Source organism: Vibrio maerlii (assembly GCF_003415655.1).
Taxonomy (GTDB): Bacteria; Pseudomonadota; Gammaproteobacteria; order Enterobacterales; family Vibrionaceae; genus Vibrio; species Vibrio maerlii.
In genome coordinates this window covers 125,819-141,570 of the sequence record NZ_QRHC01000001.1, presented here as the reverse complement: position 1 = coordinate 141,570, position 15,752 = coordinate 125,819, and the positions used below count along the sequence as shown (strand labels likewise).

Below are 15,752 nucleotides of genomic sequence, written 5' to 3'. Positions count from 1 at the left end.
TCTGCCTTGTAGAAATTTCCCACAAACTGCTGCAAAAACCAGCTCGAAATGTCAACAGACCCTAGTATCGAATCACTGCAATAGTAATCAGGGCGCTAACTTCATGACTCAACCTCATTTACATCAAGACAGTAGTAATGCGAGTCAGCATCAGAACTCTCAATGTAAGAGTTCTCAATACAAGATCTCTAAATACAAAAGAGCTAGGATGGCACGCGACCCGCGTTTTGATGGACGTTTCTTCGTTGCAGTAAAAACCACCAAGATTTTCTGCCGACCAATTTGTCCAGCCAATCTACCGAAAGAAGAGAATGTCGAGTACTTTGAGCATAGTTCGCAAGCGCTAGAAGCTGGCTATCGACCCTGTTTGCGCTGTCGCCCGGATAGTGCTCCGCAATCTTGGGCGTGGAAGGGAACGGAGACCACCTTTCAACGTGCAATGAGTTTGATTGATGATGGCGCATTGCAACAAGGTAGCTTGGCTGAACTGAGTGAACGTTTGGGCATTAGCGACCGTTATTTACGGCAACTGTTTAACGAGCATCTTGGGCTGTCGCCAAAGCAATACGCACTCTACCAGCAATTGATGTTTGCCAAACAGCTGCTGCACACCAGTCAACTGTCGATTACCGATGTTGCCTATGCGAGTGGGTTTAATAGTGTCCGACGCTTTAATGATGCGTTTGTGAAATCACTTAAGTTGGCTCCGAATCAGGTGAGAAAAGATGCCAAAGGCAGTGCTTCGAATACGTTAACCTTGTCTTATCGCGGTCAACTCAACTGGCAGCACATGCTTGATTTCTATCGACTTAGAGCGCTAGACGGGATTGAAACGGTCATTGAGGATGCTTATCAGCGTCGAGTGGAAGTGAATGGTCAACAAGCATGGTTCAGTGCCAAGAATACGGGTAAGGCACTGGAGGTCGAGTTTGAGATTGAGGACTTGAAACAGGTTCGTCACTTAGTGAAAGGGATTCGTCGTTTATTCGACCTTGATGCGGATACGGACGTCATTGAATCGCACCTAAAGCTTGTCTCACCCGAGCTTGTTTCGACTCAGGGGATTAGAATTCCTGGGGTCTGGAGTACATGGGAAGCGGGTGTGCGAGCGATATTGGGTCAGCAGGTCTCTGTCAAAGCAGCGATTGGTCAACTTAACCTGTTGGCTCAGCAGCTTAATGGTAATCAGCACTTTCCTACGATAAGTGAAGTGGCTAATGCGGATTTAGATTTTTTGAGAATGCCTCAAAGTCGTAAAGAGACGCTCAAGCGCTTTGCCATCTATAATTTAGACAATCCCAATACACACCCACAAGAGTGGCTAACGCTGAAAGGTATTGGCCCGTGGACGGTGAGTTATGCGTTGTTGCGTGGTTTGTCTGAGCCTGATTGCTTGTTAGATAAGGATCTGATCGTGAAGAGAGTCATGGATAAGTTCCCGAGTATTACCACGGCTGCGGTATCCCCTTGGGGCAGCTACGCCACCTTTCATTGTTGGAGTCATACATTATGAAGAAGTACACACGTTTTAACTCTCCATTAGGAGATGTGGTTATCCAAGCCAATGAGAAGGGCATTACCGGGGTTTGGTTTGAAACGCATACCACTCAGCCAGATGATTTGGGTGTTCACGATGATTTTGATTATTTGCTGCAAAAAGCAGTCGCCCAGCTGAAGGAGTATTTCTCTGGCCAGCGTAGTCACTTTGACTTGCCGATATCCACTCACGGTACGGATTTTCAAAATAAGGTTTGGCAAGCCCTGACGACCATTCCCTTTGGTGAAACCTGGAGCTATCAAGACCTAGCGGATGCGATTGGTAGCCCGAAAGCGGTGAGAGCGGTAGGGGCGGCCAATGGTAAGAATCCTGTGTCGGTCATTGTACCGTGTCACCGAGTGATAGGTAAGAATGGAAAATTAACGGGCTACGCTGGGGGAGTCGAGCGTAAGAAGCACTTATTGGTGCTTGAAGGGATTGAGATATAAGAGCCCTTTGCTTGAGAACGGACTTCGTCCTGTAGAACGCTTCGCTCTAGAAAAAAACGAAATCCCCAACTAAGTCGTTCCTGATTCTTGAGTATGACGAATCCAAGGAGGAGTAATTACTCATATTTATAATGAGCGAAAATATCTTTCACCTGATTTAGTATCCATTTTAATGTGGTGTCATTGTTGCTCACTTTGCGGTGGCTGAGGAAGATCGGGATCTCGGCCTTTTCCGTGAATGGGAGTGGGTGGAGTGACAGCGACAATGAATCTTTAAATTGGCTTGCGTGATGACGTAACGCCATACACACTAGGTCGCTATTCGATACCATATAGAGTGATGTCAGCATCGAGTCGCATTGATAGACAATGTTACGGGTATCTTTTCTGTCTTGCAGTAACGCACTGAACATACGCTGACGGTTACGCCGCGTGGTGTAGGCGATGTAATCTAAATCAAAGAAGCCTTCTTCATCATCTAGCTTGTGACCTTGTGGGTTATCGCCACTGCACACCGAGACGATCTCTTCTCTCAGTAATAGTTGATTTTCATAACCTTGAAAGTGGATAGGTTGGGTAGAAATAATAAAGTCCGCTTTACGCTGAACCAGATCATCGATCCACAGTTCTTCGTTATTCCCGCTTGATATGTTAACTAAAGAAATATCAAATTGAGATTCTGTGATGCGATTTAGAAGTTGTGTGTAGAAGAGCAAGTCTACGTCTTTGTGGCTCAAGAACGAGATGGTTCGCTTTGCCTTCGCTGGGTTTTTTAGAGCATTAGCTTGTGTGGACAGTTCTTCTACCGCAGGTTTAACGGCGTGATACAAGTTTAAGCCATTGGTTGTTGGTACTAATGTCACACCAGAGCGAGTAAAAAGTACGTCATTATAAAAATCATTGAGTTTAGAAATATTTTGACTGACGGCAGATGGCGTCACTCCAAGAGCTTTTGCGGCGTTAGACACCCCTTTCTCTTCGATGACCGCAATAAAATATTTAAACATGTTTAGATCCATAATGAATCGTAACTCTTTGTAATTGAACGACGTTTTTTATTATACCTCAAATCTATAAAAATTACTTAAATTTAGATTAAGTACAGCTAAATATATAACTGGTACTTTCCTTCCCCAGTTAAACCAATCGTTTACGTGAAGGAATTTATTGTGAAAAAAACGATCCTAGCTGGCATCATTGCTACCCTTTCTGCAACTTCTATCTCTGCTGCTGAGCTATACAAAAACGAAGATACGGTTGTATCTTTCGGTGGTGAAGTGGATGCTTACCTAGCGACAACTGATATCGAGTCATTGGAAACAGAGAATGGTGTTCAAAAGAAAGTATCTTCTGACTCTGACTTAGATACAAACGTTTGGGCTAAGATTCAGCTGAATGCTGAGCAAAAGCTAAATGAAGAGTTTACAGCGTTTGCCTCTTTTGAGATTGAATCAGGCTCTTGGTACGACGGCACTGACAATGATGCTCGTTTTGATGACGTTTATGTTGGTGTTAAAACTGAACAGTGGGGTGTCGCTGTTGGTGAAGTGGGTGACCTTGCAGACTCAAGTGATGCTATCGAAAAAGACGATATCACGAACGAAGGTAACTACATGGGTGGCATTGGTGGCCACAACAAAGAATCTTCTGGGCATGGTATCGTAGCAAAAGGCAATATTGCTGATTTCACACTTGTTGCGGATATCCACACTGAGTCTGATGATGGTATCGATAACCTATACGGTGTGTCTGCAGATTACTCGGTTAATGGTTTATCTGTTGGTGCTATGTTCCAATCTGGCGAAGTGTACAAAACAGATAGCGATGACGATTTCATTGCTGGTACAGATGTAGATTTTCAGGTTTATGGTGCATCGGTTTCTTACGAAATTAAGGGCTTTTACGCTGCGGTTACTTACGCAAACTTTGAAGGCTTAGATGGTTTCGGTTTCTTCGATACGAAAAATGATGATTTCGTAGATGGTTCTTCTCTTGGTCTAGCAGCAAGCTACACAATCGATAAAGCACGTGTTTACTCAACTTATGCAATGGCTGAACTAGATGAGTACACTAAATCTGGTGTATCTGTGGGTGATGGCGACGTAACGAACTTCGTTATCGGTGCAGATTACGCGGTAGCATCTAACATCACAACTTTTGTTGAGTACCAAACGGGTGAAGCTGACAGCGACGTAGTTGGCTCTACACACGGTGATTTAGAAGGTGAGACAGTAGTAGCAGGTGTTTACTACGCGTTCTAACCTTAGGTTTCCCCTAACGCTATAGATTTTCATAATTTTTTTAGGCTTTTTTTGCTTTTACAGAAGTGTCAAACCGTACCTTGGGCACTTCTGTTTTTTCGTTTCTGGCACATAGGAATTGTTTTACAGGGTTAAATTGACCCAGAATAATAAAGTGTGAACTAGTTCAACATTTGTTACGGAAAGTGATTAGAATACGCGACTATTTTGACGGTTTGTTATTCTTAAGGCAGTTTGTAATATGTTGAAACGAGAGCAGTTTGAGCTTTTGGCTCCTGGTGGCGACTTAGACTCAATTAAAGCGGCGATCGCTGCGGGTGCTGACGCTATCTATTGTGGTCTGGACCGATTCAATGCTCGTAACCGTGCAACAAACCTCACCTTAGAAAACCTCAAAGGTGTGCTAGAACTGGCGCATCAACATCGATGCAAGATCTTCCTGACGCTTAACGTTCTTATCCTTGAGAGCGAAATTCCAGCGATAGTCCGTCTTCTAGCGCAGTTAAATACTACCAAAATTGACGGTGTGATCGTCCAAGACCTTGGTCTGGCTTATATTCTTAAACACCACTTTCCCGACCTCGATGTACACGCTTCAACTCAGCTTAATACCCATAACGAAGGGCAGATTGAGTTCCTCAAGCAGTTAACGGCAAGCCGAGTGAACCTGTCTCGTGAACTGAACATCAATGAGATAAAACACCTTGCGCAGTTTGGTTTAGAGCGCGATGTGATGATGGAAGTGTTTGTGCATGGTTCATACTGCATTGGTTTCTCGGGTATCTGCTACATCAGTTCAAACCGCAATGGCGCATCAGGTAACCGAGGCCGTTGTAGTCAGCCATGTCGTGAAGAATATGAAGTGACGAAAACGGGTAGCCACTATCCGCTCAACCTTAAAGACAACTCTGCTTTTGGTGATTTAGAAGCGTTGGTGGATGCAGGCGTTTATTCCTTGAAAGTGGAAGGGCGTATTAAGAAGTCGCACTACGTATTTACTGTGGTTGATAACTGGCGCAAGCAGATTGATCGTTTGTGTGAGGGTGAAGCGCTCTCTGAGGACACTACGGAGCTTTACACGGTCTTTAACCGCGACTTTTCTAATGCATTTTTGCAAGGCAACTATGGCAAGTCGATGTATATCGATAACCCACGTGATCACGCAGTAAATCATTTCTCTGAGGTGTATAAGTGTCAGTCTTTAGATGAAGTGAAGCAGGTAAAACAAAAGCTCTACGATGATAAGACGGCGATAATTCAGAATGTCGAGAAGCAGACGGCTGATTTTGAGTTGAAGTCGAGTGCCGTAAATGGCTCAAGCTTGAAAGGAGCGATCGATGTCCCGGAGATCGCTAATATCGCACCATCTAAACCATTGGAAACATCGCCTAGGCTCTCAGTGCTGATCTCTTCTGAGAGTGACGCTTATCTTTCAAGTCGTACTGACCTTGATGTTTACTTCCAAATTCCAATGGGGTTAGCGGCTGAATATGAACGCATGGTTGAGCTGTTTAATGAATACCCTCAGTTGAAGCCATGTTTCCCAGCGATTCTAATCGGTGATGACTTTGCTGCAGCAAAAACCTTTTTGGAAGAGGTGAAGCCGGCAGCATTAATCACCAATAATTCTGGTGTTGGCTTTGAAGCGAACAAGTTAGGTTTGGCTTGGATCGCAGGTCCACAGATGAACAGTGCGAACTCGTTCACGCTGAAGTGTTTGGAACAAGAGTTTGGCGCTAGCGGTGCGTTCTTATCGAATGAGCTGAACAAGAAGCAGCTTCGTCACATAAAACGCTCTGATGCGATGCGTACTTTCTATAGTATCTATCACCCGAACACGCTACTAACGAGTCGCCAATGCCTTTTCCAGCAAACCGAGGGCTGTCGCAAGATAAAGGTTAACAAAGGGTGTTTGCGTCGCTGCGATAAACGCACGTCGATCATTAACCTTAAAGACAATCCTTATGTGATCCAGAAGCAGAAGGGCAGTCATAACTCGATCTACGCTGAGCACAATACACTGAACTTAGATTTTATTAATGACTTACCAAATTTGTGTACGGATGTACTGATTGATCTTCGCGACATTCAAACTGAAACACAAAACAAGATGACCAAGAGTGCGACAATCGATGGCTTCTTGGCATGGCTTAGCAGTGATGTCAGTGAGCGAGAGGTGGTTGCTTCTGAGCTAAGCTCTGCTATCTACCCGACAGCTAACCGTCAGTATGTAAAAGGTTTATAGTGATTGGAAGAGCGACGAACGAGTCGCTCTTTTTTCTTCAAGTAGAAGTGTATTTAATTTAACTCGCCTTACGATGAGTGAATAGGTCGAGCTCATCGATGTAACTCAGCGGCATCGGCTTGTAGTAGTAATAGCCTTGTATCAGTGAAACATCGAGTGACTTCACTAGCGATACTTCTTCTTCTGATTCTACCCCCTCAACAATCACTTTAGAGCCACTCATTGCGGCAATCTCACAAGTGAGTTTCAGCAAGTTACGCCCTTTTTCTGTCTTAGAGTTGACCACTAATGAGCGGTCGATTTTGACTTTATCGAACTCAAACTTAGATAGATAGCCAATCGATGAGTAACCCGAACCAAAGTCATCCAGTGCAATTGAAATCCCTTTGGCTCTGAGTTGGCTGAGCACGCCAAAGGTTAGCGCTTCATCCTTGATGAGGAGATCTTCGGTGATCTCCAGTTCCACTTGAGTTGCATCCAATTGGCTGACACTCACCAAATCGAGCAAGATCTGAGTGAAGTTTGGAATCAAGAAGGTATCGGGTGAGATGTTGATGGAGACCTTGAAGTCAGGGTTACTAGCAAATTGTGCGCTCTCTTCGAGTGCTTGTTTTACGACCCAGAGATCCAACTCAGCCATCATCCCGAGATTGGAGAAGTGCTCGATAAAATGAGGTGGGGTTATCTTTCCATCGTGGCCTTTGTGGCGGATCAGCACCTCCATAGAAACCACTTTGCTCTTGGTGACATCATATTGGGGCTGATAGAACAAGATGAAATCACCAGAGTTCTGCAGATTGCTGACCACTTTTTGCGAGTTTACCTTGGCATCGAGTTGCGATAATACGCTGTTATTACGACTAAACTCGCTCAAACCTTGTTGATAGAAGAATTGTTCAGATTTGATCTTTGGTAGCACCACTGAATCACCGCTTAGGCTTTCCATTCGACGAAAAAAAGGCAAGTAAATGGCCATACCCACGATAAGAATGATCACCTGAAGTGCACCGCCTGCAATGCTGTTACCTGTACCTATGTACCCACTAATCACTGGTGGAGTTAACCAACTCATCAGTTCAGAAATTGGTGGAACAAGTCCAAAATAGGTTGCGAGATAAGCGAGAATTAATCCTACGACTGGTGTAATGATGAATGGAATGATCATGATTGGATTGAACATGATAGGCAGTCCATAGATAACGGGTTCGTTGATGTTGAATACGCTCAGCAATAACACCGTCATGCCAAGTTTGCGATAGGTGCTGGTTTTTGAAAGAAACAGCATACAAAGCACCAAGCTGAGGGTGTTGCCGGCGCCGCCCATTCCCGCATAAAAGTCGAAGAAGTTTGAGGTAAAGATAGGAATATCTGTCCCAAAGGTTTGGTAGGCCTGGATACTTTGCGCGGTAAGTTCGTAGATCTCAGATTTGTAGGTAGAGAAGATCACGTGCCCATTGATCCCCACCGACCACAATAGGTTTCGAACAAGCTCATAGAACAAACCGTCGACCAGCGAATTTGGATCGAGGTTCGGCATCAGGTTTTCCCAATCTACCCATGAGCTTGATACGTTTAGTAGCAGAGTGCTCGCAACTAACACGGTTGCGATTGCTGCGCAGCACAGTGTCACCAGGCGAATCGATTTGTCGACCACGCTCGGCAGGTTCGTATCCGCAGCGGCATAGCGCGAGCTAAATACTTGTAGCACTCTGCTCACCACGAGCGGTAAGCAAATCGCTAAGAAAGTGTTGGGTGGAACAATGACTTCTGCCGTCATCATGCCCCATTGATGACAAATCAGAAAATAGCTCACGAGGGAAGAGATAGTGATCCCTTCTTTATTTTGGTGCTGAATAGCAGCAATGGCTTGCGAGTAGAAAGCAATCAGCAATATAGGAAACAGCTGAGAGGTCAATGAGGTAGCGGCATTGACATGCGCGCTGTATTGGAAAAAACCTAACCAGCTTAAAGCATTAGAGATGAGTAGTAATAGAGCACAGATTACAGAGATGGGTAACAGCTTTATAAAGACGTTACACAAGCCAATAAGGTATTGGCTTCTCGATATTTTGGAATAGATAGACTCTGAAATAGGCTTCATTACAACAACTAATTACGGGGCGCTGTTCTATATTTAAACCAAAAAGGCTTAATTCGTCTAGAGAAAAATGTTTTATAGGTGTTATTTTTGTTAACTTTATCAATAAAAGAATCTGTTCTAAGGTCGTTTTAATTAGTCGTGTTGCACATACGATATTGCAGACTGAGATAGCAGCTTAGTAACGATAGCTTTTGATGGGGGCTTGGTTTGGGTTCAATGTCATTGCCAACAAGCTCGTTGCTTGGATGCACGGTGCAGAAGGCTCTGTACCAGTAACAGAAGAGGAAGTTTAGCCTGGGCTACAAACGGCTTCGTAAGATACAAAAAAGCTTCCTGGCTGTGATTACAGTGCTGGAAGCTTTTCTAAATTAATCCGAGCTGATGCTAAATAGTCAACTGAGTAACGGATTATCGTTGCGAGTTGTTCGCAGGGCGCTTGTTACCTGTTGGTCTGTTTTGGTTGGTATTGCCGCTTGGCTTGTTACGACGATTTTGACCAGGCTTGCTCTTCGCAGGCTTACCATTTCCACCAGGCTTACTATTTCCAGTTTTGCCATTGCCAGACTTATTACCTGACGGCTTATTTCCCGGTGTTTTGCTGCCCGCTTTTGAGTTGTCTGCCTGTGGCTTACCAAAGTGACGCTTGTTCTTACCCGCGGGTTTGTTACCCCGAGCATTGCTGCCAGAGCGTTGGCCGTCGTTGTGTTGCGACTTACCCTTTTGGTTCGATTCAGCACCTTCACCTTGAGGTTTGTTCTTCTTCGGCTTTTTCGGTTTCTTTGGCTTGATCGGGCGAGTATCCAGTTTCGATTCAGGAAGAACATTGGTTGGTTTGTAGCCTTCAAGCTCTATGCGAGGTAATAGCTGCTGGATCAGGCGCTCAATGCCAAATAGCTCCGCCGCTTCATCTGCACATACTAATGAAATAGCATGACCCACTTCACCAGCGCGACCAGTACGACCGATGCGGTGTACGTAGTCTTCTGAAATGTTAGGTAGGTCGTAGTTCACCACTTGAGGTAGCTGTGGGATATCGATCCCGCGCGCTGCGATGTCGGTTGCTACCAATACGCGAATATCACCCGATTTAAAGTCTGCTAGTGCTCGAGTACGTGCGCCTTGGCTCTTGTTACCATGAATCGGTGCCGCAGTGATGCCTTGATCGTTTAGGTAGTAAGAAAGGCGGTTTGCACCGTGCTTAGTACGACAGAACACCAGAGTTTGCTGCCAGTTACCATCTTGAATCAGCTTGACGAGCATTGGTGCTTTTTTGCGTTTGTCTGCTGGGTAAATCACTTGCTCAACGGTACGTGCAGTCGAGTTAGCCGGGTTTACCGATACTTCTACAGGGTTGTTGACCAAACCTTTTGCTAGCTGACGGATTTCATCAGAGAATGTCGCAGAGAAAAGCAGGTTTTGGCGTTTTGCTGGTAGCAAATCCAAGATCTTACGGATGTCGCGGATAAAACCCATGTCTAGCATGCGGTCTGCTTCATCTAATACCAGAATCTCGAGTTGAGAAAACTTGACCGCATTTTGGTTGTAAAGATCGAGCAGACGACCAGGGGTTGCAACCAGTACATCAGTACCTTGGCGCAGCTTCATCATCTGCGGGTTGATCTTCACACCACCAAAGACAACGTTTGAGTTTAGGCGTAGATGACGACTGTACTTAAATACATTCTCTTGTACCTGAGCTGCAAGCTCACGAGTTGGGGTTAATACTAGCGCACGAACATGATTGCCTTTCGCTCGAGTACCGTTATCGAGAAGTTCAAGAATAGGAAGTGTAAAACCAGCCGTTTTACCTGTACCCGTCTGAGCTGCCGCCATGACATCTTTCCCCTCTAACACTGCAGGAATGGCTTGTTCCTGAATTGGGGATGGTTTGTCGTATCCTTGTTCTTCAATTGCTTTAAGGATTGGAGCGGAGAGACCCAGAGAGTTAAAACCCATATAAATGTACTCAAGTAATGATTGATTAGAGACTCAACTAGGGTGCGAACAGCCAAAATTGAGAAAAGTGCGCCATTCTGAGTCTTTTGTTAATGAACATCAAGCGCAAAAGTGGACGGTATCAGGTTAAAAATGTGATCTATGTCGCTAGAGTAGGCAAGGTATAAACGTCTAATTTGCTCTACGTCTTGTGCGAGATCTCTCACAAGGCTTGTAATCTCTATCTGTATCTCTACGGGCGGTTTGTATGAATTGTTATGCTAAGTTTATGTATTAATTAACTATGTCTATTTTGTGTTCGTATGATACGGAAAGAAAATGTTTTTTACGCGGTAGCTAAACGGACGGCGATAGGTAATATTTAAGTTGTCGACAGGGAGTTGGCGGGAACAGGAAAAACCTAAAGGATTGGGTATCTTCAGGATGAAGATTTGGTTAATCAGGATGATTGATCAGCATGGAAGTTACGTACTAGGAAAGTACATTGCTCATTAGGATGATGAGTCTTAGGACACCGCTAGGATGGCGATGAACAAGGATCAGGTTAAAGGATTTAGCCGTTTGTCATGGAATGATGCAGGGAGCACCTCTGTTACACAGAGTTAAGTGGTAAGGATTGCTACGAAAGAACAGACCCCGTTTAGCGCAAGCTAAGCGGGGTTTCCTTTTATATGGGACTTATTACTGTCCCAAGTCTTGAGTCAGCTCTCTTTCTTTAGTTATTTTTGTTCGTCACACGAGCAAGTTTGTGGTGCGCGCTGGTGAAGTGGTTTGCACTCAAGGCACCAATAATAGATAGCTCTCCTGCCAGACATAGACCAGCCGTGACCTCAGCAAAGGCTTTGGCATTGCCGCTTCCTGCCAAGCCTACAATATCTAAGCATGCTTTTTGGCTTGGAAGACCAGTTCCTCCACCGACGGTCCCAACCATGATGTTTGGCAAAGTAACCGAAGCGTGCAAGTCACCATCGCTATTTTTCTCTAGTCGAGTGATACCGACGGCTGATTCTGCAACGCACGCAGCATCTTGACCACAAGCAATATAAAGCGCCGCTAAGCCGTTCGCATAGTGACCATGTACGCCGATCGATCCACTTAAAATGCCACCCGTTGCCGATAACTTACAATAGTTAACCATGGTATCGACATCGGTATGTAAGCGCTTCTTCACTAATTCTTTTGGAATGATCACCTCGGCACTGACTTTCTTACCACGCACGTTACGTAGGCTTTGTGCGGTGGCTTTCTTATCGCCCGATAAGTTGGCTTCGACATACGCGTAGGTCGGGGTAATAGGCGAGTACTCAAGGATATGGTTGTAAACTGCGTTGGTCGCAATCGTCACCATGTTTTGACCAGAGGCATCACCGGTTGTGAACTCAAAGATTAGGTAAACGTTATTGGCTTCGATGTTCACACTGATATCCACCAAGCGACCATGACGAGTGGTTTGCTGTGCGATCGCTTTGAAGGTGTCGTATTGACTGGTTACCCAAGCGACGAATTGGCCCGCTTGTGCTAGGTTTTCAAAGCAAAAGCCGGGCGTGCGCAATACCGCTTCGCTCAAAAGCATTGCACTCACACCACCAGACTCGCTGATAAGCTGGGCACCGCGATTGTAAGAAGCAATTAATGCTGCTTCTGTTGTGGCGAGTGGCAGATAAAAGTCGTCTTGCGCAAACAGGCCGTTAACTCGCAGCGGGCCAACAAGGCCAACAGGCAGTTTTGCTGTGCCAATGAAGTTCTCTATGTTCTTTTGATAAGCAAGCATATCCTGCTCGGTTTTCTCATCGAACAGTTCTTGTTTTGCTGATTCTAACTCAAGTACCTTCCAACGCTTTTCTACCTGTTTTGGTGACAGGTAAGGGTTTTTAGATTGATTGGTGCGTAAAGGCTCGTGGCTTGGTGTGAGCCTTTGTTCAATCTCATGATGAGTCTCATCGTTAAATGAAGGGTGCGTTAGGTCTTGTCTTTGTAGATTCAGTTTTGGCATAGAGTCGGTACAGCTAGTTGGTGTGGCGCTAGTCTATAGCAATAGCGTCAGTAGTTAAGTCCATTGAGTGACTAATTTGTATCATTTGATGAGCGTACACTCGTAAGCTATTCATTCTATAGGTAAAGAGAATGAAAAGAACTCGTACCTTAGGAGTAACGATATTTGTGCCTCTATATCTGTTTATAAGCGGGAAAGTGACGATCTCTATCTAGCTTGTAAGAGATCTCTCACAAGGACTGTAGGCATTAATCACTTTGTTGTTGAGAACTATAATAAGTAACCTACTTAAGTGATTGATAGATATGGATTAGTATAAAATTCATTCATAACGATAAAAGAATTTTTCTATTAATAGGCTGGTATAAAACGTCATAAAAGGTAATATTTAACTTGTCGACAGGGAGTTGGCGGGAACAGGAAAAGCCTAAAGGATTGGGTATCTTCAGGATGAAGATTTGATTAATCAGGATGATTGGTCAGCAAGGATGTAAAGTACTAGGACAGTACATTGCTCATTAGGATGATGAGTCTAAGGACACCGCTAGGAAGGCGATGACTAAGGATAAGGTTAACGGATTTAGCCAATTGTCATGGAATGATGCAGGGAGCACCTCTGTTATACAGAGTTAAGTGGTAAGGATTGCTACGAAAGAACAGACCCCGTTTAGCGCAAGCTAAGCGGGGTTTCCTTTTTTGCACATCAACAAATATTCTCCATGTATTTACTGTGACGCTTTAGCCGATTCGAGAACTTTGGCTCGTAGCCACTGATGTTTAGGATCGTGGTTTCGCGAAGGGTGCCAATACATATGTGCGCATAAAGGTTCTGCAAAAAGGTTGTTGCTAAGTACCTTTACTTTGTGTTGCTGAATGTAAGGTTCCATAATTTTGCGCGGAAAGATACCAATGTAATCCGTGTTTTCAACAACTGCCAACATTTCTAATATGCCACTTGAATAACAAGCTATGTCTCTTCTAGAGAGGAGTCCATTCGCGTGATATTCCTTAGCGATCAGGAAAGGTAATGAGCTTTGCACGACAGAGTGTACAACATGCTTTTCTTGTATGAACTCTTCTTTTGTTATGCTGTCATCTTTCAATCTTGGGTGGTGTTCTCTACACAAAATACAGATATCGTCTTCTAAGAAAACCTGAGAGTTAAGGTTTGGGTATTGGTTGTGCTCAACATCAAAGATCAGGTCATAATTTTGATTTCTCAACAGACTGACTGCGTCTTCATTCACTAATGGCTCGGTACGTAATTTTGCGTTTGGCGCTTGCGTATTGATGAGAGAAGCCAGTTTGGGGGCGAGCTTTAAGTCAAGAAGGCTCAATGCGGAAATAGTAAACACGTGTGCGCATGATTGAGGGTTAAACTTGACGCTATTTGCCGCGGTAAGGCGAATTGCGTTCGCTGCTTTGGACAATTCTGGGTAGATATCGATTGCTGTGGGGGTAGGCTTTATTCCCCGCTTCTCTCTTACGAATAATTCATCTTTGAAAAGCTCCCTTAACTTAACCACACTTTGACTTACAGCCGACTGGCTGATGCCGAGCCTTCGAGATGCACCGGTATAACTCATTTCTTCCATGATCGCGAGAAAAGTGGGTATTAAGCTGAAGTCGGTATGTTTCATGTTATTTTTCTTATATTTACTTTGCTAGAAATGTTTGAGCGTATGACTGGTTTGGTTTCACCGCAGTCTTGATTATAAATTTATATAATTTAATAGTGCTAACTAATATTTTAATTTTTAGTTACATAAGTAAGGTGATGTGTGTTATCAGCCTTCTAATCACAATGAGTTATAGAATGGAGTGCATTTTTGTAAAGGAGTAACCTGTTGTTTGAGCGACAGGGTGGCCTCACGGGGTTGAAAGGAAGCACAAATGTTAGATGTATATATGTCATTGTGGCTGTTGTTTTTACCGTTACTGTTGTTTGTTGTTTGTTGTTTGTTGTTTGTTGTGCGATGGAATCGCCGCCATAAGCTAGACATTAACCAACTTGAAGTGGAAGTAAGATGTAAATCTATTCTCAAAGAGGTGGTCTATAATCTCAATGCTTCTCGATTAGCCATCGTTGCAGGCGCAATGTGCTCAACTGAATCTCAATTGCTGTTTGATAAGCTGTAACACTATTTTGAATCCAACCAAGAGCTACTGGATGAGTTTTTTGAATTAACCAACCAGTCTCCATCAACACACGCTATCCACTTGCCTTTGGCGCAGTTTGAGCGTTTTGCTCAGGACACGGTTTGTCCTTTAATCGTTCTAAAACATCATGAAGCGCTAGCAAAGCAATATCGATCCACCTCTCAGTTCAATACAGAGCTCGACCAAGTGGTGCAGCCTCCACTTTACGAGGTTATTGCTGAGGTCAATCGACATGCTAAACAAGCTGTACTTTCTGTAGAAACCGCTCTGCAAAACGAGCTCGGGGGCGAGTTTTAGCAGTGACAAGTTAAGGCGTTAGTGCGAATAGAGCACGCCTTTACCCCGCCGCTTTGCTTCATAGAGAAAACCGTCGGCTTTTATGATGGCGTCTGTAACGTTTTGGTCGATATCAATCTTAGCCAGACCCGCAGACGTTGACATTGCCTTTCCACAAAGCTCTTTGAGAGCTTGGTCTGTTTTAATCTTTTCTTGTAAACGAGCCGCTAACGTAACGATAGAATGGTGGTTCTCACCCCATAATATGACAATAAACTCATCACCACCGACGCGATAACACTCGTCATATTGACGTACATTGGCATGTAAAATCTCACCAATACGAATGAGGGTTTTGTCTCCGACGGGATGGCCTAAAGTATCGTTGATAACTTTAAAATCATCCAAATCTAATACCATGACACTTACGCATTGATTTACGTTGGATTTTCTATTTTTGTTAACGCGACGGTCTGCAGTGTCTAAAAACCGACGATTATTTAATCCCGTTAAAGCATCTTGTGCAAGTAAGTCTCTATTCGACAGATAATAACGAGAAAACAGAATGATCATCAGATAAAAGAACAACCAGAGTATGAAGAGCTCAATAGCGATGACAGAGACACTTGGAGTTTTTGTTGCTGTCGAAAACTGTGCAAGGAAACTAAGCACACTTTCTTTGTGGTTGAAGGTGATTAAAACAGCGATGGAGAGCATAACAATGTGCTTTCCTTTGACAATCAAATTAACGATTTTCATAGTCAGCCTCTTCGA

Annotated in this window: 12 protein-coding genes; 6 read left to right on the top strand and 6 right to left on the bottom strand. The window is 44.1% G+C overall.

What is annotated here, in order from left to right:
• Positions 1 to 208 precede the first annotated feature (208 nt).
• Positions 209 to 1,513 (top strand): DNA-3-methyladenine glycosylase 2 family protein, encoded by a 1,305-nt coding sequence (locus tag DPF91_RS00585; RefSeq protein ID WP_241033727.1) that lies wholly within the window; start codon positions 209 to 211, stop codon positions 1,511 to 1,513.
• Positions 1,510 to 1,986: a methylated-DNA--[protein]-cysteine S-methyltransferase gene (locus DPF91_RS00580; protein WP_117232489.1), complete on the top strand. Its 477-nt coding sequence runs from the start codon at positions 1,510 to 1,512 to the stop codon at positions 1,984 to 1,986. The genes DPF91_RS00585 and DPF91_RS00580 overlap by 4 nt, the downstream gene beginning before the upstream one ends.
• Positions 1,987 to 2,102: 116 nt before the next feature.
• Here the strand turns inward: DPF91_RS00580 and DPF91_RS00575 are convergent, their stop codons facing one another.
• Complete coding sequence (locus DPF91_RS00575; protein ID WP_164683966.1) at positions 2,103 to 2,993, bottom strand: LysR family transcriptional regulator; 891 nt, start codon at positions 2,991 to 2,993, stop codon at positions 2,103 to 2,105.
• Positions 2,994 to 3,155: 162 nt separating this feature from the next.
• On the opposite strand from DPF91_RS00575, the gene DPF91_RS00570 reads away from it, so the two are divergent.
• Both DPF91_RS00570 and DPF91_RS00565 read left to right on the top strand, forming a co-directional pair.
• Complete coding sequence (locus DPF91_RS00570; protein WP_117232487.1) at positions 3,156 to 4,247, top strand: porin; 1,092 nt, start codon at positions 3,156 to 3,158, stop codon at positions 4,245 to 4,247.
• A 244-nt stretch (positions 4,248 to 4,491) separates the two neighbouring features.
• Positions 4,492 to 6,492 (top strand): U32 family peptidase, encoded by a 2,001-nt coding sequence (locus DPF91_RS00565; protein ID WP_117232558.1) that lies wholly within the window; start codon positions 4,492 to 4,494, stop codon positions 6,490 to 6,492.
• A 58-nt stretch (positions 6,493 to 6,550) separates the two neighbouring features.
• Here DPF91_RS00565 and DPF91_RS00560 read toward each other — a convergent pair whose 3' ends face one another.
• The 4 genes from DPF91_RS00560 to DPF91_RS00545 form a co-directional block, all read right to left on the bottom strand.
• Positions 6,551 to 8,593 (bottom strand): EAL domain-containing protein, encoded by a 2,043-nt coding sequence (locus DPF91_RS00560; RefSeq protein ID WP_117232486.1) that lies wholly within the window; start codon positions 8,591 to 8,593, stop codon positions 6,551 to 6,553.
• A 408-nt stretch (positions 8,594 to 9,001) separates the two neighbouring features.
• Positions 9,002 to 10,549, bottom strand: coding sequence for a DEAD/DEAH box helicase (locus DPF91_RS00555; RefSeq protein ID WP_117232485.1), 1,548 nt, complete (start codon positions 10,547 to 10,549; stop codon positions 9,002 to 9,004).
• A gap of 715 nt (positions 10,550 to 11,264) precedes the next feature.
• Positions 11,265 to 12,542 carry a hydroxymethylglutaryl-CoA reductase gene (locus DPF91_RS00550; protein WP_117232484.1) on the bottom strand — a complete coding sequence of 426 codons (1,278 nt, stop codon included), beginning with the start codon at positions 12,540 to 12,542 and terminating at the stop codon, positions 11,265 to 11,267.
• Between the two features lie 725 nt (positions 12,543 to 13,267).
• Positions 13,268 to 14,182 carry a LysR family transcriptional regulator gene (locus DPF91_RS00545; protein ID WP_117232483.1) on the bottom strand — a complete coding sequence of 305 codons (915 nt, stop codon included), beginning with the start codon at positions 14,180 to 14,182 and terminating at the stop codon, positions 13,268 to 13,270.
• A 253-nt stretch (positions 14,183 to 14,435) separates the two neighbouring features.
• Here DPF91_RS00545 and DPF91_RS00540 point away from each other — a divergent pair, with 253 nt between their 5' ends.
• Together DPF91_RS00540 and DPF91_RS00535 are read left to right on the top strand one after the other, a co-directional pair.
• Positions 14,436 to 14,681: a hypothetical protein gene (locus tag DPF91_RS00540; RefSeq protein WP_117232482.1), complete on the top strand. Its 246-nt coding sequence runs from the start codon at positions 14,436 to 14,438 to the stop codon at positions 14,679 to 14,681.
• 81 nt (positions 14,682 to 14,762) lie between these two features.
• Positions 14,763 to 14,999: a hypothetical protein gene (locus DPF91_RS00535; protein ID WP_117232481.1), complete on the top strand. Its 237-nt coding sequence runs from the start codon at positions 14,763 to 14,765 to the stop codon at positions 14,997 to 14,999.
• Positions 15,000 to 15,017: 18 nt separating this feature from the next.
• Here DPF91_RS00535 and DPF91_RS00530 read toward each other — a convergent pair whose 3' ends face one another.
• Positions 15,018 to 15,737, bottom strand: a complete 720-nt coding sequence (locus DPF91_RS00530; protein WP_117232480.1) for a GGDEF domain-containing protein — start codon at positions 15,735 to 15,737, stop codon at positions 15,018 to 15,020.
• Between the last annotated feature and the right edge of the window lie 15 nt (positions 15,738 to 15,752).